Below are 20,226 nucleotides of genomic sequence, written 5' to 3' on the forward strand. Positions count from 1 at the left end.
CCACAAGGGTCAGGCCTGGTTCTGCTCGGTCAACCGCTGCACCGCCAGCCGCCGATAATGAGAAGGCGTCATGCCCTTGAGTTGCTGGAAGCGCCGGTTGAAGTTGGAAATATTGTTGAAGCCCGACTCGAAGCACACATCGGTCACCGGTTTATCGCCATCGGCCAGCAACTCGCAGGACTTGCTGATGCGCAGTCGGTTGACGAATTCGATGAAGCAACGCCCCGTGGCTTGCTTGAAAACGCGGCTGAAATAGGTGGGTTTCATGCCCAGGTGCTCGGCGACTTCTTCCAGGGGCAATTCCCGCGCGTAGTGGGCGAAGATGTAATCCACCGCGCGGTTGGTGCGGTCAATGCTGTGCTCGTCCGCCGCCTGTGGCGTGGTGGCGCCCGAAAGCAGTTGGAAGTCTTCGCAGGCCGCCAGCAGCTCCATCAGGATGAAAAAGTAGCCCAGCCGGCTCATGCCCTGGGCATCGGCGATGCGTTGCATCAACGTCATGGCCTGGCGGATGGTGCGCTTGCAGCGAAATTCGATGCCGTGCTGGGCACGTTCCAGCAGCGGTGCGAGGGTCTTGAGCTCGGCGAACACCTGGTTGCCGCTTTCAAACAGCTCATCGGTGAAGTTCACCAGCATGTCGCGCTTGGGCACCACTTCGTCCTCCGCCACCTGGCTGATCCAGTTGTGGGGCAGGTTGGGGCCGGTAAGGAACAGTGACTGCGGGGAAAAATTGCCGATGTAGTCGCCGATGAAGACCTTGCCCGAACTGGCGACGATCAGGTGCAGCTCGTATTCCTTGTGGAAATGCCAGCGCACCAGCGGGCAAGGAAAACCGTGCTGGCGATAAATGATGGACAGCCCGTTGTGGTCGTCCATCAACTCGTAGGAAGGGTCGGTGACTCTGGCTGTGCGGGTCATGGGCCTGGCGCTTTTGTTGTTATCGCCGCTGGATAATGCCCCCTTCGCCGTCCGGGTTCCAGCCCCGGGATGAAGGCCGGTTCAGCTGTTGCGGTTCTTTTCTTCAATCCACTGGGACATGTATTGGGTGCTCTTGTGCTGGTGATGGCGCAGCATGCTGCCGGTGAAGTTGTCCCGGCGGCGTCGCGCCAGATCGGCGCGACAGGCGTTGATGCTGTCGATCAGCGCCGGGCCGTGGACCTGCCGGCGAAAGCGCGCCGCCAGCAAAGCCAGCCCGGCGTCCTGGGCATTGGCCCAGCGTTGCGGGTCGGTATACAACTGCACGGCCGCGTTGGCGATGTCCGCGGCGCTCTGCGCGATGACACCGGGCCAGGGCATGCCGGCGTGCATGGCTTCGGCACCGATGGGCGTGGTGACGCTGGGCGTGCCGCAGAGCATGGCTTCGATCAGTTTGCCCTTGATGCCAGCGCCGAAACGCAGGGGGGCCAGGCAGATGCGCGCTGCGGACATGACCTGCAAGGCGTCCTCGGCCCAGTTCATGATGTGGAAGCCTTGGGCCGGGTTGTGCAGCGCTGCAGCCTTGGGCGGGGTATAGGCGCCATAAAGATGCAGCTGTGCACCGGGCAGTCGCTGGCGAATCAGCGGCCACACGGCATTTTTCATCCAGAGTACGGCGTCCCAGTTCGGTGCATGGCGGAAATTGCCGATGCTGAGGAAGTGCGCCCGCTCTTCGAAAGGTACGAAGGCCCGCTCAGGCAGGTCGAGCATCAATGGGCACCAAAGCAACAGTTCACGGGGCACCTTGAAGTGCTCCACCAGCAGTTCGATCTCGACTTCGGACACCATCAGGTTCAGATCGCATCGATACAGAGCGGCAATTTCCCGTTTGGCCAGGTCGGTGTCGGCCATCAGCTCGAATTCCTCGCGCAGGGCTGGGGCGAACAGGTCGCTGAAATCCTCGCAGGCTTCATCGACCTTCAAACGATCCTTCAGGCGCTGGTGTCGCGCGTGACGCAGGCTTTGCAGATCGGAGGTTTCCAGCACGCGCAGGGCGTCGGGGCAGTGCTTCTCGACTCGCCAGCCAAACTGTTCTTCCATCATGTACTGGTCGAACAGAACGACATCGGGCGCGAGTTCGCCGATGAATGCGTCAAAACTGCTGCTATTGAGCTCGATCGGTATCTCGCGGATGCCCAGGGCGATCAGGTCGGCGCGGTGTTCCCCGGGCCTGGCCGGGCTGCTGAAAGTAATGTCCCAGCCTTGCCCGAGAAAAGCCTCCAATAACTGCATGACATGCCCACCGGCAGCCGATGAGCGTGGCTCGGGCCAGACATAGCCGATCACCAGGACCTTGGTGGCGGTGGGATGAGACATGAGGGACATTCCTTGAGGCGGGTCAGGCGCGGTCGGCGCGCGGGGCGCCGATAGTGACCAAGAATGCGCCTGGGCTCAAGAAAGAATCTTTTTGACCTTGTCGCGCAGTTGGTCGATGGAGAAGGGTTTGCCGATCACGTCCATGCCTTCCGGCACATCGATGCTTTCGGCGTAGCCGCTGGCGAACAGGATGGGCAGTCCCGGTCGCACGGAGCGTGCTTCTTTTGCCAACTCCCGGCCGTCCATGGGCTGCATGCTGACATCCGTCATCATAAGGTGGATGGGGCGGTCCGTATCCTTCAAAAGCACCAGGGCCTCTTCGCCACCTTCCGCCTCCAACACCTTGTAGTCCAGTTCCTCCAGCACGTCGACGATCAACATGCGCACGATGTTGTCGTCTTCGACTACCAGGATGGTGGGGGAGGTGTCAGAAGCAGGGACGGACATAATAGACTTCTCGGAAGATGGAATCGGTAGGGGCGCGGCAAAAGTAGCCGTATGCATGAGTAAGTCGCGAAGCGCTACAAGTTCCCGAGCTTGTACAAGAAAGGATCTATAGTACAAGAGCTGACAAGGATAGTCGCATCCTTATAACCCTGTCGTACCGTCAGGAAATTGTGGCATTGCCTGGTCAGATGTGTGGATCCAACCCGTATTTTTGGGCAAACTCCATCGTCTTCAACTGTTCACCAAGGCCTTTTCCATGACTCCTTCGTCTTCGGTCGACGAACAAAGTTTTCGCAAACTCCTGAGCCGCAACATCAGCCTGCCGCTGGGCATGGGCGCACTCAGCGCGGTGTTTTTCATCGTGTTGATCACTTATCTGCTGTCGGTGATCCAGTGGGTCGGGCATACCGACAGGGTCATCAATAATGCCAATGAAGCGCTGAAGCTGAGCGTCGATCTGGAAACCGGCATGCGCGGTTACCTGCTGAGCGGCGATGAGCATTTCCTCGACCCTTACGAGGTGGCCAAGCCACGCATTGCCGTGGCCTTGGATACATTGTTGGAATTGACAGCCGACAATCCCGTCCAGACCGATCGCCTGCATAAGGTCCAGGCGCTCCAGACGGAGTGGGCCAACTACGCCCAGAGCATGATCGACCTGCAACGCAGCAGCGGTGACTACCGCGGCGCGGTGAAGAAAGGACGCGGCAAACGGTTGACGGACGAGATCCGCAAGACCTTCGAAGACATCGTTGAAACCGAGCAGCAGTTGCGCGCCGAGCGCAACGAGCAGGTGCGTACCACCACGCTCTGGAGCATTGCGTTGTACTTGCTCTTCGTCGCGGCCATCAGCGGGTTGCTGGCCTACGTCGGGCGGCGCGATCTGCTGGCCCTGTCGAGCAACTACAGCGCGAGCCTGAAAGTCCAGCAAGAGAGCGCCTTGCATCTGGAAAAACAGGCGTGGCTGCGCAACGGCCAGACTCAACTGGCCGAGCAGGTGCTTGGCCAACTGACGTTGAATCTGTTGGGCCGCAACATCCTGCAGTTCTGCGCCCAGTACCTGGGCAGCGTCGTTGCCGTACTGTATGCGCGGGAAGAAAACGGCATGCTCAAGCGCATCGCTACCTATGGCATGTCCCGGGAAGACGACGAACAACACCAGATGGTCATGGACGGCGAGGGCATCGTCGGGCAGGCCGTGCACCAAGGCCGACTCATCCGTCTGGATGACGTACCACGCGATTACCTCAGGGTCAGCTCAGGGCTCGGCCAAGGGCTGCCCAACTGCGTCATGGTGGTGCCGACCCGTGACGACGACCGCATCAATGGCGTCATCGAGCTGGGCTTCCTGCGCCCCCTGACCGGGCGGGACATCGAGTTGCTGGAACTGGTTGCCGGCAACATCGGTACTTCCATCGAGGCGGCCCGTTACCGCCAGCGCCTGCAGGAAGTGCTGGCCGAAACCCAGCAGCTCAACGAAGAGTTGCAGGTGCAGCAGGAAGAGCTCAAGACCGCCAACGAAGAGCTTGAAGAACAGTCGCGCATCCTCAAGGAATCCCAGGCCCACCTGGAAGCCCAGCAGCAGGAGCTGGAGCAGACCAACGAGCAATTGGCCGAGCAGCGCGACGCCATGGACCAGAAGAACAGCGAGCTGAACCTGGCCCAGATCCAGTTGCAGGAGCGCGCCGAAGAGCTGCAGCGTTCGAGCAAGTACAAGTCCGAATTCCTCGCCAATATGTCCCATGAGCTGCGCACGCCGCTCAACAGCTCGTTGATCCTGTCCAAACTGCTGGCAGAGAACCCGCAGAGGAACCTCAGCGACGAACAGGTCAAGTTTGCCGAGTCGATCTACTCCGCCGGCAATGACTTGCTGAACCTGATCAACGACATCCTGGATATTTCCAAGGTCGAGGCCGGAAAACTCGAGGTGCGCCCGGAAAATACCAGCGTGCCTCGCCTGGTCGAAGGGCTGCGGGACATGTTCACACCGTTGGCGGCCGACAAGGGCCTGAGTTTCGAGGTGCGGTTGCAGCCTGACGCGCCGTCGATGCTGTATACCGATCGCCAGCGCCTGGAGCAGGTGCTCAAGAACCTGTTGTCCAATGCGGTGAAGTTCACCGAGCAGGGTTCCGTCTGCCTGACCATCGCCGGCCAGCCCGGCTCGGGTATCGCGTTCATGGTGCGCGATTCGGGGATCGGCATCGCCGCCGACCAGCAGCAGAGTATTTTCGAGGCGTTCCGCCAGGCCGACGGCACCACCAATCGGCGTTACGGCGGCACCGGCCTGGGGTTGTCGATTTCCCGCGACCTGGCGACTTTGCTCGGCGGCTCGATCTCGGTGTCCAGCGAGCCGGGGCAGGGCAGTGTGTTCACGCTGGTAATGCCTGAGCGTTATGTCGAGCCAGGGGAGGCGACTGTCGAACCGATGGCGTTCACCCCGACGACAAGTGTCCCGGCCCCGGCCCGTGTGCCGGCTCCGGCGCTGATCGCCGAGGTGGAACCCCCTCTCCCGCAATTCGCCGATGACCGGGACAAGGCGCCTTTCGATACCCGTTGCATTCTGGTTATCGAAGACGAACCCAAGTTTGCCCGGATCCTGTTCGATCTGGCCCATGAACTCGGCTACCAATGTCTGGTCGCCCATGGCGCTGACGAAGGCTTTGACCTGGCCTTGCAACTGAGCCCGGACGCGATCCTGCTGGACATGCGTCTGCCGGATCATTCCGGGCTGACCGTGTTGCAGCGCTTAAAGGAGCAGGCCCAGACCCGGCATATTCCGGTGCACGTCATTTCCGTCGAGGACCGCGTCGAAGCGGCGATGCACATGGGCGCGATCGGTTATGCCGTCAAACCGACGACCCGAGAAGAGCTCAAGGACGTTTTTGCGCGCCTGGAAGCCAAGCTGACCCAGAAGGTCAAGCGCGTGCTGCTTGTGGAGGACGATGACTTGCAGCGCGACAGCATTACCCGGCTGATCGGCGACGATGACATCGAGATCACCGCGGTCGGCCTGGCCCAGCAGGCCCTGGACCTGCTGCGCACGCATGTCTATGACTGCATGATCATCGACCTCAAACTGCCGGACATGCTCGGCAATGATTTGCTCAAGCGCATGTCCAGCGAAGAGATCTGCTCGTTTCCGCCGGTGATCGTCTACACCGGGCGCAACCTGACCCGTGATGAAGAAACCGAACTGCGCAAATACTCGCGCTCGATCATCATCAAGGGCGCGCGCTCGCCGGAACGCCTGTTGGACGAAGTCACACTCTTTCTGCACAAAGTCGAATCGCGGTTGTCCCATGAACGACAGCGCATGCTGCAGACCGCCCGCAGCCGCGACAAGGTTTTCGAAGGCCGCAAGGTGCTGTTGGTGGACGACGATGTGCGCAACATTTTCGCCCTGACCAGCGCCCTGGAGGCCAAAGGCGCCGTCGTGGTCATCGGCCGTAACGGTTACGAAGCGATCGAACGCCTGAACGAAGTCGAGGATATCGATCTGGTGCTGATGGACGTGATGATGCCCGAAATGGACGGCTTTGAAGCCACCGCGCTGATCCGCAAGGACCCGCGCTGGCGCAAGTTGCCGATCATCGCCGTGACCGCCAAGGCCATGAAGGATGACCAGGAGCGCTGCCTGGCGGCGGGATCCAACGATTACCTGGCCAAGCCGATCGACCTCGATCGCCTGTTCTCACTGATTCGCGTGTGGTTGCCGAATATGGAAAGAATCTAGTGGAACGAAACACTGACATCGAACTTCGTTTGTTGATCGAAGCGATCTATCTGAAGTACAGCTATGACTTTCGAGACTATTCCGGCGCGTCCATCAAGCGCCGGGTCCTGCATGCGTTGAGTCAGTTTGAATGCAAGACCATCTCCGCCTTGCAAGAGCGCGTGCTGCACGACCCGGGCGCGTTCATGCAACTGCTGCAACTGTTGACGATACCGGTCAGCGAGATGTTTCGCGACCCTGCGCACTTCCTGGCAATCCGCGAGGAAGTGGTGCCGCTGCTCAAGACGTATCCCTCGATAAAGATCTGGATCGCCGGTTGCAGTACCGGTGAAGAGGTCTACTCCATGGCGATTCTGCTGCGCGAAGAGGGACTGCTGGATCGCACGCTGATTTACGCCACGGACATCAACCCGCGTTCTCTGGAAAAAGCCAAGCAAGGCATATTTTCTCTGGAAAATGTCAGGGCCTACACCCAGAATTACCAGCTCGCCGGGGGCCGGCGTTCATTTGCCGACTACTACACGGCCGCCTACGATTACGCCATGTTCGACAAAACCCTGCGTCAGAACGTTACCTTCGCCGACCACAGCCTGGCGACGGATAGTGTGTTTTCCGAAACTCAACTGATTTCATGTCGTAACGTATTGATTTATTTCAATAAAAAGCTGCAAGATCGCGCATTCGGACTGTTTCACGAGTCCCTCTGCCACCGCGGTTTCCTGGTGCTGGGCAGTAAGGAAACACTGGATTTTTCAGCTTTCGGCAAGCAGTTCGAGCCGCTGGTCAAACAGGAACGGATCTATCGCAAGTTATGAGCCCAATGACGGACAGATCCAGGCCCCTGATCGAGGCCATCGTAGTCGGCGCTTCCGCCGGAGGCGTCGAAGCGCTGCTCAACATCTTCACTCCCCTGCGCAAAGGCTTCAGCGTGCCTGTGCTGGTGGTGCTGCATTTGCCCGACGAACGTAATAGCCAGTTGGCCCAGGTGTTTCGTCATCGCCTGGCGATACCCGTTGAAGAAGCCCGGGACAAACAAGACATACGCCCGGGCACGTTGTACGTCGCGACGCCCGGTTATCACTTGTCGGTCGAGGCTGATCGCAGCCTGTCACTGAGCCTTGAAGCGCCGGTGCACCATTCGCGGCCATCGATCGACGTCTTGTTCGAGTCGGCCGCTGATGTCTATGGTCCTCGCCTGCTGGCTGTGGTCCTGACCGGTGCCAACAATGACGGGGCCAGGGGGTTGGCCAGGGTGAAAGAGCTGGGCGGGATCACTGTCGTCCAGGACCCGCAGGAGGCGCAGGTGCGCACCATGCCGGAAGCGGCGCTTAGTTTGCATGAGCCCGACCATATCCTAACTTTACAGGGCATCGGCCAGTTGCTGGCCGGGCTGGAATGAACCACATGCCAAGAGATATTCAAGCCAAACTGCTGATCGTCGACGATCTGCCTGAGAATCTGTTGGCCCTGGAAGCGCTGATCAAGCGCGACGACCGCGAGGTCTTCAAGGCCTTGTCGGCGGATGAAGCGCTGTCGCTGCTTTTGCAACACGATTTTGCCCTGGCAATCATTGATGTACAGATGCCAGGCATGAACGGTTTCGAGCTGGCCGAGCTGATGCGCGGCACGGAAAAGACCCGCAGTATCCCGATCATTTTTGTCAGTGCCGCCGGTCGCGAGCGCAACTATGCGTTCACCGGCTATGAAAGCGGCGCGGTGGATTTCCTGCACAAGCCCCTGGACATCCACGCGGTCAAAAGCAAGGTCAGTGTTTTCGTCGAGCTCTATCGCCAGCGCAAGGCGATGAAGGAGCAGGTGCTCGCTCTCGAGCAGAGTCGCCGGGAGCAGGAGCAATTGCTCCAGCAGTTGCAAGCCACTCGTGGCGAGCTTGAGCAGGCGGTGCGCATGCGGGACGATTTCATGTCGATCGTCGCCCATGAGGTCCGTACGCCGCTCAACGGCCTGATCCTGGAAACGCAGTTGCGCAAGATGCACCTGGCGCGCGACAACGCCTCGGCGTTCACCCTGGACAAGATCAAAGCAATGGTTGAGCGTGACGAGCGCCAGATCAAGAGCTTGATCCGTTTGATCGAGGACATGCTGGATGTGTCACGGATTCGCACCGGCAAGTTGTCCATCCGTCCGACCCGCTTCAACCTGACGGCGCTGGTGGAAAACCTGCTGCGCAACTTCCAGCCGCAGATCGCCGCCGCCGAATGTTCGGTGAGTTGTACCGCCGAGCCGTTGGTGGAAGGACACTGGGATGAGTTTCGCATCGAACAGGTGGTCTCGAACCTGCTGACCAATGCGTTGCGTTATGGCAGCAAGAGCCCGATCGAGGTACGCGTCTACCAGACGCCCGAGCACGCCTGCATCGAAGTCCAGGATCACGGCATCGGCATCAGCGAAGAGAACCAGAAACGCATCTTCCAGCAGTTCGAGCGGGTGTCTTCCAAGGCCGCCACCGCTGGCCTGGGGCTGGGCCTGTTCATTTCCGAGCAGATCGTCACCGCCCACGGCGGTATCATCACTGTCAATAGCCGCCTGAATGAAGGGGCGTTGTTTCGCGTTTGTCTGCCTTTTCAGAAATCTGGTGAACGGACGCAACCTCTGAGTGGCCCCAAGGTCGTATCAGCAGCGATTGATCCAACAAAGGCTTCTCATGAGTGAAGATGCGCAAGACGTTGTACTGATCGTCGAGGATGATCCGTCGATCCTGATGGTGCTGTCGGCCTACCTGTCTGGGGAAGGGTACCGGGTGCTCCAGGCTGAAAACGGCGAGCAGGCGTTCGAGATCCTGGCGAGCAAGCCTCATCTGGACATGATGATTACCGACTTCCGTCTGCCGGGGGGGATTTCCGGCGTGCAGATCGCCGAGCCTGCGGTGAGGTTGCGTCCGGACCTGAAGGTCATTTTTATCAGTGGCTACGCTCAGGAAGTGCGCGAGACTGACAGCCCCATCACGCGCAAGGCGCCGATTCTGGACAAGCCGTTTGACCTGGATGTGTTGCAGAAAATCATGCAGAGGATGTTGTCTTAGTACCGAGCCGCTACAGAAAGGACGGGTATCCGCACCCATCTAAACCGACCGTCCAAGAATCGACTCAATACAAGCAACCAAATCCCCACACTTGAACGGCTTCGGAAAAACCGCCAACGGACCGCATCCCCCCGGCATTGCCAGCGCTGGCACAACAGGCAGGCCCGTGATGAAAACAAGCGGAATGTCGATCCCCCGGGCATAGAGCTCATCGCACAACTGAATTCCCGTCATACCCGGCATCTGTATGTCCGACAGCAAACACGCCGTATGCTCAAACTCGGCTGAAGACAAAAACGCCATGGCGCTGGCGTAAGTCCTGACGCCGTACCCATGAGAGCGCAGCAGACCAGCCAATGCGACTCGAACCGATTCATCGTCATCGATAACAGAAATAATTGCGCTGTCGGACATTTCGAAACCTGGCAGTAATATCAGGTCGCTATTAAAGCGCCCCTGTCACTGCAAGATACGCTGTCCAAAAGCCGCGCCTAGTATACGTGGGTATGAACTTTCAACGATCACGACCCGTCTCCAGCGCCTGAGCCATGCGCACCAGATCGGCAAATGATCGCGCAGCCATTTTGCGCATGGCTTGGCCTCGGTGGATCTTGACGGTGATTTCGCTCAAGCCGATGTGCCCGGCAATCTGCTTGTTCATCAGGCCTGACGCAGCCAACGCCATCACCTGGCGTTCCCGGGTCGTCAAAGTGCCGTATCGTTCATGCAACGCCTGCTGGCGGCGCTCGGCCTCGCGGCGCAATAGGTCGCGCTGATGGGCGGCGGCGACCGCATCGATCAGGTCCTGTTCGCGAAACGGTTTGGTCAGGAAATCCACCGCACCGGCTTTCATTGCCCGCACGGTCATGGCGATGTCGCCATAACCGGTCATGAACACAATCGGCAGATCAATCCCGGCGTTCGCCAACTGCTGTTGGAAGTCCAGCCCGCTGGTGCCGCGAAGGCGCACGTCGAGCAACAGGCAACTGGGCGCGTCGAGACGTGGATGGCCCATGAAAGCCGCGACCGAGTCGAACGACTCGACCTGCAGGCCAATGGATCGCAGCAGGCTGCGAAGGGCTTCGCGCAGCGATGCGTCGTCGTCCACCACGTAGACAATCGGTTCATGGGCAAGTGCAGCGGGGATGGCGTGGCTTGGGTTCATGGCAGGGATCCGCAACAGGTCAGGCTTTGGCTAACAACGGCAATGAACATGTGAGCGAGGTGCCTTGGCCTGCCTCACTGGTGGCCCAGATCCTGCCGTCATGAAAATCGATGATCGAGCGACAGATCGACAGGCCTATGCCCAGGCCGTTTTCCCGGGTGCTGAAAAACGGGTTGAACAACAAGGGCAGTGTCTCGGCCGTTATGCCGATCCCTCGGTCGGTCACCGCGAGCAGCACCTCGTGGGCGTGCGTCCACGTACGCACAGAGAGGATTCGGTCGCGCACCGGGAGCGTTTCCATAGCGTGGCAAGCATTGGAGATAAGGTTGATGATCACTTGCTGCAGCTGGACCCGATCAGCGTCGACCAGGCTTGCCGCCGCCAGGTCTACCTTCAGGCTGACTTTGTGCTGAACCAACTGATGGCGCACCAGATCCAGTGCTTCGCTGACGATTTCGTCCAGTCGCTCGGGCCGGCGTAGGGGATCGCATTTGCGTGCCATCGCCCGGGTCCGATTGATGACTTCGCTGGCGCGGCACGCGTTCGCGACGATCCGGTCCAGCGAATCGACGGCCTCCTTGAGGTCGGGGACCGGACGGTCGAGCCAGCGACGGCAGGCTTCGCCGCTGCTGGTGATAGCCGTCAACGGCTGGTTCACCTCATGGGCGATGGAGGCGGCCATCTCGCCCAGGGAGGTCAGCCGGGTCGCATGCGCCAACTGCGCCTGGGCTTCGATCAGGTAGGCCTGATTGTGCCGCAGGCGATCCGAGGCCTGCTTGCTGCGCAATGCGAGAAACGCAATGGCTGACAGGGCCGTCAGGCAACGGAAGAACCCCGTGGTCGATTCCCAGCGGTGATAACCGCCGTGGTACAGGAACATCGCCGTCAGCAGGAACATGCACATCAGCGCAACGGTGATCACCAGGTTGATTGAAAACAGGTTGGCCGCCATCAGCAGCAAGGTGATGTACAGCAACGTCGGCGCCAGGTCCGAATGGGTTTCGGAATTGATGATGACAATCCCGCAGGCCACTACCAGGCCGACTGCCCAGCCCAAGGCGTTGACCAGCGGGTGAGGGCTGATGCCCATTGAAGGTCCCGACGCCTTTGGGTACGGCTGATACCGAAGGCTGTCGTAGATGCTTTTGAACATCATGGCGGGTGTGGGCACGCTGCAACCTTTCTTTTGTCTTGTCGGTCCAGTCCCGGCGGCGGTGGACACGGGCATCATCTTCAATCTTAAAAGCGGGTCCTCGCCTCGGGATAGGACATAAAACCCTGAAATCCTGCCAGCCGCGTATACCCAGGTATCAATCAGTGGGCCTAAAGCGTCAACACAACGTCCTCCCGTACGACAGACGCCGGATGAGTCGTAGCATAACCTTCCAGGCACAGCGTCGCTGTCAGGCCGTGCCAAGCAGCCCAGGCACGACGTTTCTTTCCGCACTCATTGGCCTTGCGCCTGGAATGGCTACCATGATGAACAGAAATGACCTGCGTCGTGCTGACATCAATCTGCTGGTTGTCTTCGAAACCATGATGCATGAGCGAAATGTCACCCGCGTCAGCGAGAAGCTGTTTCTCGGTCAACCGACCATCAGCGCCGCCCTGGCGCGGTTGCGTTTGATGTTCGACGACCCCTTGTTCATCCGCGCAGGCCGGGTGATGGAGCCGACGTCCCGGGCGCAGGAAATCTTCTCCAACCTGTCGCCCGCGCTGGATGGCATTGCGGCTGCCTTGAGCCGCTGCCAGGCGTTCGAGCCCGCCACGAGCGACGCGACATTCCACCTCGGGCTTTCCGACGACGTCGAGTACGCGCTGCTGCCAGGCCTGCTGCACCGACTGCGTAGCGAGGCGCCGGGGACGACACTGGTGGTGCGCCGGGCCGATCAATGGCAGATGTCCCACTTGCTCGCGAGCGGGGAAATTACCGTCGGTATCAGCCATACCCTGGAGCTTCCTGCCAATGCCCGGCGCAAGGCTTTGCGTCCGATCCGGCCGATGTTGCTGCGCGCCGATTCACGTCCGGGTGAGCTGACGCTTGATGAGTTTTGCCGCCGGCCGCATGCGGTGGTTTCATCAATGGGGCATGTCATTGATGATTCCGATCGGGCCTTGAGCCAGATGAGTCGGCAGCGGCGTGTGGTGCTGAGCGTGCCGCAATTCAGCGCCTTGCCGATGTTGTTGGCGCGCAGCGAGATGATCGCCATCGTGCCCGACTACGTCGCTCGGGCAATGGCCCTAACGACTGGCTTGCGCGCGGAACCGGCGCCCATCCGGTTGCCCGAGCGCGAGCTGTCGATGGTCTGGCGAGGGACTTCCCATAATGACCCGGGAGAACGCTGGCTCCGTTCACGCGGCTGTGCGTTCATCGGCGAGCAGGCCGAATCACCCGCCCAAGACAGGCGCGTGGCCTGACGCGAGCGCTCGGTTCGTCTCAGCGGGAGAAGCGGTTGCGATAGTCCCGTGGCGAAATCGAAAGGTGGCGGTGGAAGGTGTAGCGCATCCGTTCTTCGTCACCAAAACCGCACGAACGGGCAATCTGGTCGATGTTGCGCTCGGAGTCCTCCAACAGTCGTCTGGCCGCTTCGAGCCGGAACATCTCGACGGCCTTGGCCGGGGTGCGTCCGGTCTGGCGCTTGTAGACCCGGGCGAAGTTGCGCGGGCTCATGCGCGCTTGCCGGGCCAGGCGTTCGATGCTCAGGTCGGCCTCATCCAGGTGCTCGGCGAGCCAGGCGTGCAGTTCATCGAACCCGGCGCTGTCCTGGGTCTGTGCCAGCAGCAACTGGCTGAACTGCGCCTGCCCACCGGGGCGCTTGAGAAACACCACCAGTTCCCGGGCCACTTGCAACGCGACATCGCGACCGCAATCGGCTTCCACCAGGGCCAGGGCCATGTCGATGCCGGCGCTGACGCCCGCCGAGGTCCAGACGCTGTCCTGCTGGATAAAAATCGCGTCGAGATCCACTTCGATCAAGGGGAAGCCACTCTTGAGCATTTCGCACATGGCCCAATGCGTGGCGGCGCGGCGGCCGTCGAGCAAGCCGGCCTGGGCCATGAGGAAGGTCCCGCTGCACACCGACGCGGTGCGGCGGGCCTTGGTCGAGGCCGCGCGCAGCCAGTCCACCAGCTCGACACAGTCGATCATCGCCTGACGGATGTTCGGCGCGCCAGGCACGATCAGCGTGTCGATGGCGGCCCCGTCGAACTCGCCCAGGGCGCAGGTTTGCACGACCAGTCCTTCGGCCGTCTGCATCAGGCCGCCTTCAAGGCTGGCGGTGTGCATCCGGTAGCCGGGCAAGCCACGTTCGGTCATGGCTTTGGTGGCCGCCCAGAACACCGTCTGGGCGCCGGTCAGGTCGAGCAGGCCCATTTGCGGATAAGCGAGGAACACCAGCGTGCGTGGTTGGGATATCGACTCGGCGGCAATGCGGATGTCACAGGTCATCTCGTTCATGGTCGCGCGGCTCGTTTCGAGAATGGGCAGGTTTGGAGGGGGCAGCGGCTGCGCCTCGGTGTCCCTGGGTGATTAATCCTCCGCCCGGACAATGTCAAGTCGGCTGCGTTGAATTTTCAGGTGCTATCGTTATGCGATACAGGTATTTAAATTTTATTTTTTATAGCCTTAAAGTCAGCGCCTGAATTTAACCATAAGAGGCCACGGCCATGGCGTTCAAGCGTCCCGTATTATTTCTTTCCCTGGCGGCGAGCCTGCTGGTCGGGCCGCTGGCCCATGCCGAAGGCAAGATCAGCATCGCCCAGCAATTCGGCATCGGTTATCTGATCCTGGACGTCGTGCGTGACCAGCAGCTCATCGAGAAACATGGCAAGGCCCAGGGCCTGGACATCAAGGTGGACTGGAACAGCATCTCCGGCGCCACCGCCATGAACGAAGCGTTGCTGACCGGCGCCCTCGACGTGGTGTCGGCCGGGGTGCCGCCGATGCTGACGATCTGGGATCGGACCCGGGGCAAGCAGAACGTCAAGGCCATCGCCTCGCTGGGCTCGATGCCCAACTACCTGTTGACCAACAACCCCGAGATCAAGACGCTCAAGGACTTCACCGACCAGGACCGGATCGCGGTCCCGGCGGCGGGCGTCGGCTTCCAGTCGCGCACATTGCAGATCGAGACGGCCAAGGTGTTCGGCGATGAGCACTACAAGAAATTCGATGACATCTCGGTCAGCCTCCCGCACCCGGACGCCACGGCCGCGTTGATCGCGGGCAAGTCGGAAATCAATTCGCACTTTTCCAGCCCGCCGTTCCAGTACCAGGCGTTGCAGAACCCCAACGTGCACAAAGTCCTCAGCTCCTACGACGTGCTCGGCGGGCCGGCCACGTTCAACGTGCTCTACACCACGGAGAAGTTCCACGACGAAAACCCGAAGACCTACAAGGCGTTCTACGCCGCGCTGGTCGAAGCCCAGAACATCATCAAGGCCGACAAACCTGCCGCCGCCCAGACGTATATCCGGGTCGAGCAATCCAAGCTGCCATTGCCCCTGGTGGAGAAGATCGTCAGCGATCCGGAAATCGATTTCACCGTGGTGCCGCAACGCACCTATATCTACGCCGACAAACTGCATGAGCTGGGTGTATTGAAAAACAAGGCCGGCAGCTGGAAGGACTACTTCTTTGAAGAAGCCCACGGCGACGCAGGCAGCTGACTAGCCGTTTTCGGCACAATCGAGCGAGTCACCCGGGAGACGGAATGGAACTTGCCTGATCTTCGATCCATAACCCTGGAATCAGCGAAGGTCGGGTGAATGAACGACGACATGGTGGATGGGTTGCCGACGCGACCGATCAATCGGTTCCGCACCGGCGACATCGACGAGCACGCGCGGAATATGGGCGGCTGGCAGGTAAGCTACGACCAACTGACGCCAGGACGCTTCGAAGGCGAGTTGATCGAGTTCCGTGCGGATTGGATGCAACTGGTCCGCGACCGCTCTAATCAGGCCATGACCAAGCGCGGCATGGCATGGGAGGGCGCGATTACCTTCAGCGTACCCTTGCGCGCTGACGGGCCGGTGTTCTGCTGCGGGCACCCGATTGTCGAGCCGAGCCTGATGGTCGCCCATGGCCGCAACCTGCCCGACCTGCGCACCCCCCAGCACTTGGACCTGCTCGGCGTCGCCGTCAAGGAGCAGGCCCTGGAGCACCTGCTGGAGCGCCAGGGCAGCGCCTTTCGAATTACCGATCTTCCCAAGTGTTACCGTCTCGGCGATTCGACCTTGCCCGCTGAGCTGGCGGCGCTCTTCGACGAACTCGAAGGGGGCGGCCAGGGGCGTGAGTCATTGTTGGGCTTCGAGTCGATCCGCCGCGGCCTGCGCGATACGGTGATGCTGCATCTGCTGGAGCTGGTGGCGCCCGACCAGGCGCCGCCGCTGACCCCGACGGCCCGCAAGCGCATGGTCGACCGGGCCCGGGAATATGCCCTGGCCCATGTCGACGAGCCGCTGTCGATTCTCGACCTGTGCAACCACATCGGCGCCAGCCGGCGTAAATTGCAGTATTGCTTCCAGGAAACCCTGGGCATCAACCCGGTGGCCTATTTAAGGGCGCTGCGCCTCAATGCCGTGCGCCGGGAGCTGCGCGCTGGCGACCAGACCAGGGGCGTGCAGGAGGTGGCGGCACGCTGGGGCTTCTGGCACCTGAGCCGGTTCTCCAGCGACTATCGGACGCTGTTCGGCGAAACCCCTTCACAAACCCTGCGGCGCACGCATCTGTGCTGAAAACGGATAACGGCTGGCGGACCGGCTCCCTAGGATGACCCCATCACCACATGGTTGGGACGGGGCATTCGATGAATCAGAACAAAAAGAAAAACCTGCAACGTAATGCGTGGATCACCGTGGGGCTGATCGGCGCCTGCGCCATGGCCAATGCCACTGAAAGTGGCGCGCCGACCACCGCGGTCGGGGTCTACGATTTCGGCGCCGGCATGATGCCGCCGGCCACGCCCTTCGGCACGGTCGGGCTGCGTACGGCGTTCTATTCGGCCAACGTGCAGAAGGATCGCCACGGCAATTCCCGCGACAACAATCTTTCCCTCGACGTACTGTCCATCGGCGTGGCCTACATGCACATGACCGATTACACGGTGCTTGGCGCCCAGTACGGTTATGGCGCGGTGGTGCCGTTCTTCAAGATGGACGCTTCGGTACGGGTGCAGACGCCGGTCGGTCCGCTGGACCTTGAAGCCGATCCGTTTCGCCTGGCGGATATCCAGGTGCTGCCGGTGATCCTGCAATGGACGCTGTCGCCGAACCTGTTCGTCAATGCCCAGTTCCAGATCCAGGCACCGACCGGCGACTACGACGAGGACCGCCTGATCTCGCCAGGCCTGAATCACTGGACGTTCTCGCCGATCCTCAACGCGACCTATATCTCCGACACCGGCTTCGAGGTGTCCTCCAGCTTCGAAGTCGACGTGAACACCCGCAACCCCGCCACCGACTACAAAAGTGGCGTCGAGTATCGCCATGAATTCGCCGTTGGCCAGCATGTCGGCCCTTGGACGCTGGGTGTGGGCGGCTACTACTACCGCCAGTTCACCGACGACGATGCTCCCGGGCTTGAGGCAGGCAATCGCGCGCGGGTTATCGCGGCGGGGCCGGCGGTGGGCTATTTCAAACCGGGCGTGCCGCCGGTCTGGCTGCACGTCTACAAGGAATTCGACGCGCGAAACCGCGCCGAGGGCTACACCACGGCCCTGCGCATTTCTCACAGTTTCTGAAGGGGACGTCATGAACTCATCAAATTCCATTCCAACGGCGTTGCCGCGTCAGGCGGTGGGTCGGCGCGAAGGCCTGGTGCTGATGCTCGGCAGCAGCCTGACCATCATGGGCTCGGTGATGGTCACGCCGATTCTGCCCCGGCTGGGCGCGGAGTTCGGCCCCATCGAGCCTCGCGCCGATTTACTCGTGCCGCTGGCGATCACCGGGCCGGCCCTGGCGATTGCGCTTTGCGCGCCCCTGGCCGGCTGGTTGGCCGACCGGGTCGGACGCAAGGCCTTGCTGGTGCTGGCGACATTGCTCTACGCCTTGCTCGGCGCGTTGCCGGCGATGCTCGACAACCTGCCGGCGATTGTCGGCGCGCGCTTGCTGTTTGGCTGTGCCGAGGCGGCGGTCATGACCTGTTGCGCGACCTTGATTGCCGACTATTGGCACGGCGAGGAACGCTTGCGCTACGTCAACCGGCAAGTGGTGACCATCGGCCTGGTGGGGGCGCTGTTCTTCGTCGTCGGTGGGGCCCTCGGGGAACATTCGTGGCGCTCGCCGTTCCTGCTGTACCTGCTGCCGTTGTTGCTGGTGCCGGCCATGATGAAAATCCTCTGGGAGCCGCCGGTGGCCAAGCTGCGGACGGTCGACGCGCGCGCCGATGAACCGGCGCCGGGCAAAGTCGCGGTGCTGCAGCTGGTGGTGGGCTACCTGATGATCGTGAGCGGCATGGTCCTGACCTTCGTCATGCCGATCCAGGCCCCCACGCTGTTGGTCGGCCTGGGCGTGACCTCCAGCACCCTGATCGGCCTGGCGGCGGGGTTGAGCCTGTTGGCGACACTCGTTGGCTCGTTGACGTGGCCGTTGCTGCGCCGACGCTTGGGCATTGCCGGTTGCAACGCGCTGTTGCTCGCCCTGATGGGCCTCGGGCTGTGCCTGCTGGTGCGCGCGCACAGCTACAACGCGGTGCTGCTGGCGGTGTTCGTCCAGGGGTTGGGCGCCGGGTTGCTGGTGCCCAACGTGATGGCGCCGGTGATGAATGCGCTGACCGCCACCACCCGTGGCCGAGGCCTGGGCGGGTTCACCTCGTTTCTCTACATCGGCCAATTCATCAGTCCATTGGTGGTGGCGTTCGTGGGCGCCTTTGCCGGGGACCTTCGCCAGTCCATCCAATGGCTGGCCTTCGCCAGTCTCGCGGCGGCACTGCTCTGGGTGGCGGTCGGTTTACGCACGCGCGGCCATCGACAGGCGGACGTCGCCGGATCTCGTCAATCGTCATGAACAAGGAATCTGAAACCATGAGTCTGCAAGACATCCACCAGTTGATGGACAGCGAAGACGGGACCGCCCTGGCCGAGTGGGTCAGGCGCGGTGAGGTCCAGCCCGGCGAGTTGCTGGAGACGGCTATCGAGCGCCTGGAGCGGGTCGAACCGCAGCTTAACGCGGTGGCGGAACGGCTCTACGATTCGGCCCGGGAGGCGGCGTGCGCGCCTCAGGCCGGGCAGGTCCTGTTCGCCGGCGTTCCAACCTTGATCAAGGATCTGTTTTCGCCGGTCCAGGGCGCGGCGATGACCAATGGCTCCCGTTCGCTGGGCGCCTGCCGCGCGGATTTTGAATCGGAAGTGGTGACGCGCCTGAGGAATGCCGGATGCCAGGTGTTGGGAACCAGCACGTCGCCTGAGTTCGGCACGTCTTACTCCACCGAATCGGCGCGCTTCGGCGCCACGCGCAACCCGTGGAATACCGAGCGCAGCGCCGGCGGCTCCAGCGGCGGCGCGGCTGCATTGGTGGCGGCCCGGGTCGTGCCGTTCGCCCACGGCAACGATGGCGGCGGTTCGTTGCGGGTGCCGGCGTCGTGCTGCGGGGTGTTCGGCTTCAAGCCCAGCCGCGGATTGCTGCCGTCGGGGCCGATGATCGGCGAAGGCTGGGCGGGGATGGGCACGCCCCATGCCATCACCCTGTCGGTGCGCGACAGCGCCGCGTTGCTGGATGCCACCGCCGGGACTGATCCGGGCGCGCCGTACGCCGCGCCGCTTCAGGCGCAGCCTTACGTGACGGCGCTGCAGCGCGATCCGAAGCCGTTGCGCATTGCCCTGGTCGAGCAATTCGGCCCCTGGGGCACCTCCGCGCAAAGCCTACAGGCGGTGGGCGAGGTCGCCAGGTTGTGTGAAACCTTGGGCCATCGCGTCGAACCGGTGAGTTTGCCGGTGGTGTTGCCGGAGTTTCTTGACCAGGTCTTCACCATCATTGGTGCGAGTACCCGCCATTACGTCGACCTGCTCGGCCAGATGCGCGGGGCCGCGGTGCAGGCGGAGGAACTGGAAGTGCGCACCCGGATCATCCTGCGCGACAAGGGCAACGTCAGCGGCGCCCAATACGCGGGCGCGGTGGAGTGGATCCATGCCCTCGGCCGCCGGCTGGCGTTGTTCATGGAGGATTACGAGGTGATCCTCAGCCCGGTCCTGAGCCGCGAACCGGTACCGATTGGCGAACTGGACCTGCAGGATGTCTGCATGAGCCTTGAGCAGCTCATCGAACGGTTCCACAGCTATTCGCCGTTCACCGCGCTGTTCAATGCCAGCGGCCAGCCAGCGATGTCGGTGCCGTTGTCCTGGAGCGCGAACGGCCTGCCGCTGGGCGCGCATTTTGCCGGGCGGTTCGGCGCAGAAAGCACCTTGCTGGCCCTGGCCGCCCAACTGGAACGCGCCCAGCCGTGGCGTGGGCGTGTACCGCCGGTCAATGCTCACCGCAGATGAAAACTACACCCACACCTCATGTGGGAGTGTCGGGCGGGATGGTGGCGGCGTAGCGGAACCTGTGTGGGGG

18 protein-coding genes are annotated in these 20,226 nt (G+C 61.6%); 11 read left to right on the forward strand and 7 right to left on the reverse strand.

Translation table 11 applies throughout. The annotated features are described in order from the left end of the window. Nucleotides 1-9: 9 nt before the first annotated feature. The 3 genes from ACE04F_RS14690 to ACE04F_RS14700 all read right to left on the reverse strand — a co-directional run bounded on the left by ACE04F_RS14690 (nucleotide 10) and on the right by ACE04F_RS14700 (nucleotide 2,736). Nucleotides 10-915 (reverse strand): helix-turn-helix domain-containing protein, encoded by a 906-nt coding sequence (locus ACE04F_RS14690; RefSeq protein ID WP_486107769.1) that lies wholly within the window; start codon nucleotides 913-915, stop codon nucleotides 10-12. A gap of 81 nt (nucleotides 916-996) precedes the next feature. Continuing rightward, a complete protein-coding gene (locus ACE04F_RS14695; RefSeq protein ID WP_486107771.1) occupies nucleotides 997-2,289 on the reverse strand; it encodes a glycosyltransferase family 4 protein in 1,293 nt (430 codons plus the stop codon). A 75-nt stretch (nucleotides 2,290-2,364) separates the two neighbouring features. Next, a complete protein-coding gene (locus tag ACE04F_RS14700; RefSeq protein ID WP_486107773.1) occupies nucleotides 2,365-2,736 on the reverse strand; it encodes a response regulator in 372 nt (123 codons plus the stop codon). Between the two features lie 256 nt (nucleotides 2,737-2,992). Between ACE04F_RS14700 and ACE04F_RS14705 the strand changes: the two genes are divergently transcribed. Genes ACE04F_RS14705 through ACE04F_RS14725 form a run of 5 tightly spaced genes read left to right on the forward strand, consistent with a single transcriptional unit; the run spans nucleotide 2,993 to nucleotide 9,509 of the window. Continuing rightward, nucleotides 2,993-6,469: a response regulator gene (locus tag ACE04F_RS14705; RefSeq protein ID WP_486107775.1), complete on the forward strand. Its 3,477-nt coding sequence runs from the start codon at nucleotides 2,993-2,995 to the stop codon at nucleotides 6,467-6,469. Continuing rightward, nucleotides 6,469-7,284, forward strand: a complete 816-nt coding sequence (locus ACE04F_RS14710; RefSeq protein ID WP_486107777.1) for a CheR family methyltransferase — start codon at nucleotides 6,469-6,471, stop codon at nucleotides 7,282-7,284. Before ACE04F_RS14705 ends, ACE04F_RS14710 begins: the two co-directional genes overlap by 1 nt. Then, a complete protein-coding gene (locus ACE04F_RS14715; RefSeq protein ID WP_486107779.1) occupies nucleotides 7,281-7,868 on the forward strand; it encodes a chemotaxis protein CheB in 588 nt (195 codons plus the stop codon). Before ACE04F_RS14710 ends, ACE04F_RS14715 begins: the two co-directional genes overlap by 4 nt. 5 nt (nucleotides 7,869-7,873) lie before the next feature. Beyond that, the gene (locus tag ACE04F_RS14720) at nucleotides 7,874-9,139 is read left to right on the forward strand and encodes a hybrid sensor histidine kinase/response regulator (RefSeq protein ID WP_486107781.1); all 1,266 of its coding nucleotides are present in this window, start codon (nucleotides 7,874-7,876) and stop codon (nucleotides 9,137-9,139) included. Continuing rightward, nucleotides 9,132-9,509, forward strand: coding sequence for a response regulator (locus tag ACE04F_RS14725; RefSeq protein ID WP_186610250.1), 378 nt, complete (start codon nucleotides 9,132-9,134; stop codon nucleotides 9,507-9,509). Before ACE04F_RS14720 ends, ACE04F_RS14725 begins: the two co-directional genes overlap by 8 nt. A 39-nt stretch (nucleotides 9,510-9,548) precedes the next feature. Here the strand turns inward: ACE04F_RS14725 and ACE04F_RS14730 are convergent, their stop codons facing one another. From ACE04F_RS14730 to ACE04F_RS14740, 3 genes are all read right to left on the reverse strand, one after another. Continuing rightward, the gene (locus ACE04F_RS14730; RefSeq protein ID WP_486107784.1) at nucleotides 9,549-9,923 is read right to left on the reverse strand and encodes a response regulator transcription factor; all 375 of its coding nucleotides are present in this window, start codon (nucleotides 9,921-9,923) and stop codon (nucleotides 9,549-9,551) included. 100 nt (nucleotides 9,924-10,023) lie between these two features. Next, a complete protein-coding gene (locus ACE04F_RS14735) occupies nucleotides 10,024-10,674 on the reverse strand; it encodes a response regulator transcription factor (RefSeq protein ID WP_486107786.1) in 651 nt (216 codons plus the stop codon). Between the two features lie 19 nt (nucleotides 10,675-10,693). Next, the gene (locus ACE04F_RS14740; protein ID WP_486107788.1) at nucleotides 10,694-11,764 is read right to left on the reverse strand and encodes a sensor histidine kinase; all 1,071 of its coding nucleotides are present in this window, start codon (nucleotides 11,762-11,764) and stop codon (nucleotides 10,694-10,696) included. A 386-nt stretch (nucleotides 11,765-12,150) separates the two neighbouring features. On the opposite strand from ACE04F_RS14740, the gene ACE04F_RS14745 reads away from it, so the two are divergent. Next, nucleotides 12,151-13,092 (forward strand): LysR family transcriptional regulator, encoded by a 942-nt coding sequence (locus ACE04F_RS14745; protein WP_486107790.1) that lies wholly within the window; start codon nucleotides 12,151-12,153, stop codon nucleotides 13,090-13,092. A 19-nt stretch (nucleotides 13,093-13,111) separates the two neighbouring features. Here the strand turns inward: ACE04F_RS14745 and ACE04F_RS14750 are convergent, their stop codons facing one another. Beyond that, complete coding sequence (locus ACE04F_RS14750; RefSeq protein ID WP_486107792.1) at nucleotides 13,112-14,131, reverse strand: GlxA family transcriptional regulator; 1,020 nt, start codon at nucleotides 14,129-14,131, stop codon at nucleotides 13,112-13,114. 209 nt (nucleotides 14,132-14,340) lie between these two features. Here ACE04F_RS14750 and ACE04F_RS14755 point away from each other — a divergent pair, with 209 nt between their 5' ends. From ACE04F_RS14755 to ACE04F_RS14775, 5 genes are all read left to right on the forward strand, one after another. Next, complete coding sequence (locus tag ACE04F_RS14755; RefSeq protein WP_486107794.1) at nucleotides 14,341-15,342, forward strand: ABC transporter substrate-binding protein; 1,002 nt, start codon at nucleotides 14,341-14,343, stop codon at nucleotides 15,340-15,342. Between the two features lie 99 nt (nucleotides 15,343-15,441). Continuing rightward, a complete protein-coding gene (locus tag ACE04F_RS14760; protein WP_486107796.1) occupies nucleotides 15,442-16,413 on the forward strand; it encodes a helix-turn-helix domain-containing protein in 972 nt (323 codons plus the stop codon). 71 nt (nucleotides 16,414-16,484) lie between these two features. Then, nucleotides 16,485-17,417, forward strand: coding sequence for a SphA family protein (locus ACE04F_RS14765; protein WP_434651773.1), 933 nt, complete (start codon nucleotides 16,485-16,487; stop codon nucleotides 17,415-17,417). 10 nt (nucleotides 17,418-17,427) lie between these two features. After that, complete coding sequence (locus ACE04F_RS14770; protein WP_486107798.1) at nucleotides 17,428-18,681, forward strand: MFS transporter; 1,254 nt, start codon at nucleotides 17,428-17,430, stop codon at nucleotides 18,679-18,681. 17 nt (nucleotides 18,682-18,698) lie between these two features. Then, nucleotides 18,699-20,156, forward strand: coding sequence for an amidase (locus ACE04F_RS14775; RefSeq protein ID WP_486107800.1), 1,458 nt, complete (start codon nucleotides 18,699-18,701; stop codon nucleotides 20,154-20,156). The last annotated feature ends 70 nt before the right edge of the window (nucleotides 20,157-20,226 follow it).

The sequence above is a fragment of the Pseudomonas sp. AGC41 genome (assembly GCF_057334555.1).

What these genes read in the sequence shown, in the direction of transcription:
- ACE04F_RS14700 (WP_486107773.1), bottom strand. Translation starts at nt 2,736, where the DNA reads ATGTCCGTCCCTGCTTCTGACACCTCCCCCACCATCCTGGTAGTCGAA.
- ACE04F_RS14705 (WP_486107775.1), top strand. Translation starts at nt 2,993, where the DNA reads ATGACTCCTTCGTCTTCGGTCGACGAACAAAGTTTTCGCAAACTCCTG.
- ACE04F_RS14695 (WP_486107771.1), bottom strand. Translation starts at nt 2,289, where the DNA reads ATGTCTCATCCCACCGCCACCAAGGTCCTGGTGATCGGCTATGTCTGG.
- ACE04F_RS14740 (WP_486107788.1), bottom strand. Translation starts at nt 11,764, where the DNA reads ATGGGCATCAGCCCTCACCCGCTGGTCAACGCCTTGGGCTGGGCAGTC.
- ACE04F_RS14760 (WP_486107796.1), top strand. Translation starts at nt 15,442, where the DNA reads ATGAACGACGACATGGTGGATGGGTTGCCGACGCGACCGATCAATCGG.
- ACE04F_RS14725 (WP_186610250.1), top strand. Translation starts at nt 9,132, where the DNA reads ATGAGTGAAGATGCGCAAGACGTTGTACTGATCGTCGAGGATGATCCG.
- ACE04F_RS14730 (WP_486107784.1), bottom strand. Translation starts at nt 9,923, where the DNA reads ATGTCCGACAGCGCAATTATTTCTGTTATCGATGACGATGAATCGGTT.
- ACE04F_RS14750 (WP_486107792.1), bottom strand. Translation starts at nt 14,131, where the DNA reads ATGAACGAGATGACCTGTGACATCCGCATTGCCGCCGAGTCGATATCC.
- ACE04F_RS14765 (WP_434651773.1), top strand. Translation starts at nt 16,485, where the DNA reads ATGAATCAGAACAAAAAGAAAAACCTGCAACGTAATGCGTGGATCACC.
- ACE04F_RS14745 (WP_486107790.1), top strand. Translation starts at nt 12,151, where the DNA reads ATGATGAACAGAAATGACCTGCGTCGTGCTGACATCAATCTGCTGGTT.
- ACE04F_RS14715 (WP_486107779.1), top strand. Translation starts at nt 7,281, where the DNA reads ATGAGCCCAATGACGGACAGATCCAGGCCCCTGATCGAGGCCATCGTA.
- ACE04F_RS14720 (WP_486107781.1), top strand. Translation starts at nt 7,874, where the DNA reads ATGCCAAGAGATATTCAAGCCAAACTGCTGATCGTCGACGATCTGCCT.
- ACE04F_RS14755 (WP_486107794.1), top strand. Translation starts at nt 14,341, where the DNA reads ATGGCGTTCAAGCGTCCCGTATTATTTCTTTCCCTGGCGGCGAGCCTG.
- ACE04F_RS14770 (WP_486107798.1), top strand. Translation starts at nt 17,428, where the DNA reads ATGAACTCATCAAATTCCATTCCAACGGCGTTGCCGCGTCAGGCGGTG.
- ACE04F_RS14735 (WP_486107786.1), bottom strand. Translation starts at nt 10,674, where the DNA reads ATGAACCCAAGCCACGCCATCCCCGCTGCACTTGCCCATGAACCGATT.
- ACE04F_RS14690 (WP_486107769.1), bottom strand. Translation starts at nt 915, where the DNA reads ATGACCCGCACAGCCAGAGTCACCGACCCTTCCTACGAGTTGATGGAC.
- ACE04F_RS14775 (WP_486107800.1), top strand. Translation starts at nt 18,699, where the DNA reads ATGAGTCTGCAAGACATCCACCAGTTGATGGACAGCGAAGACGGGACC.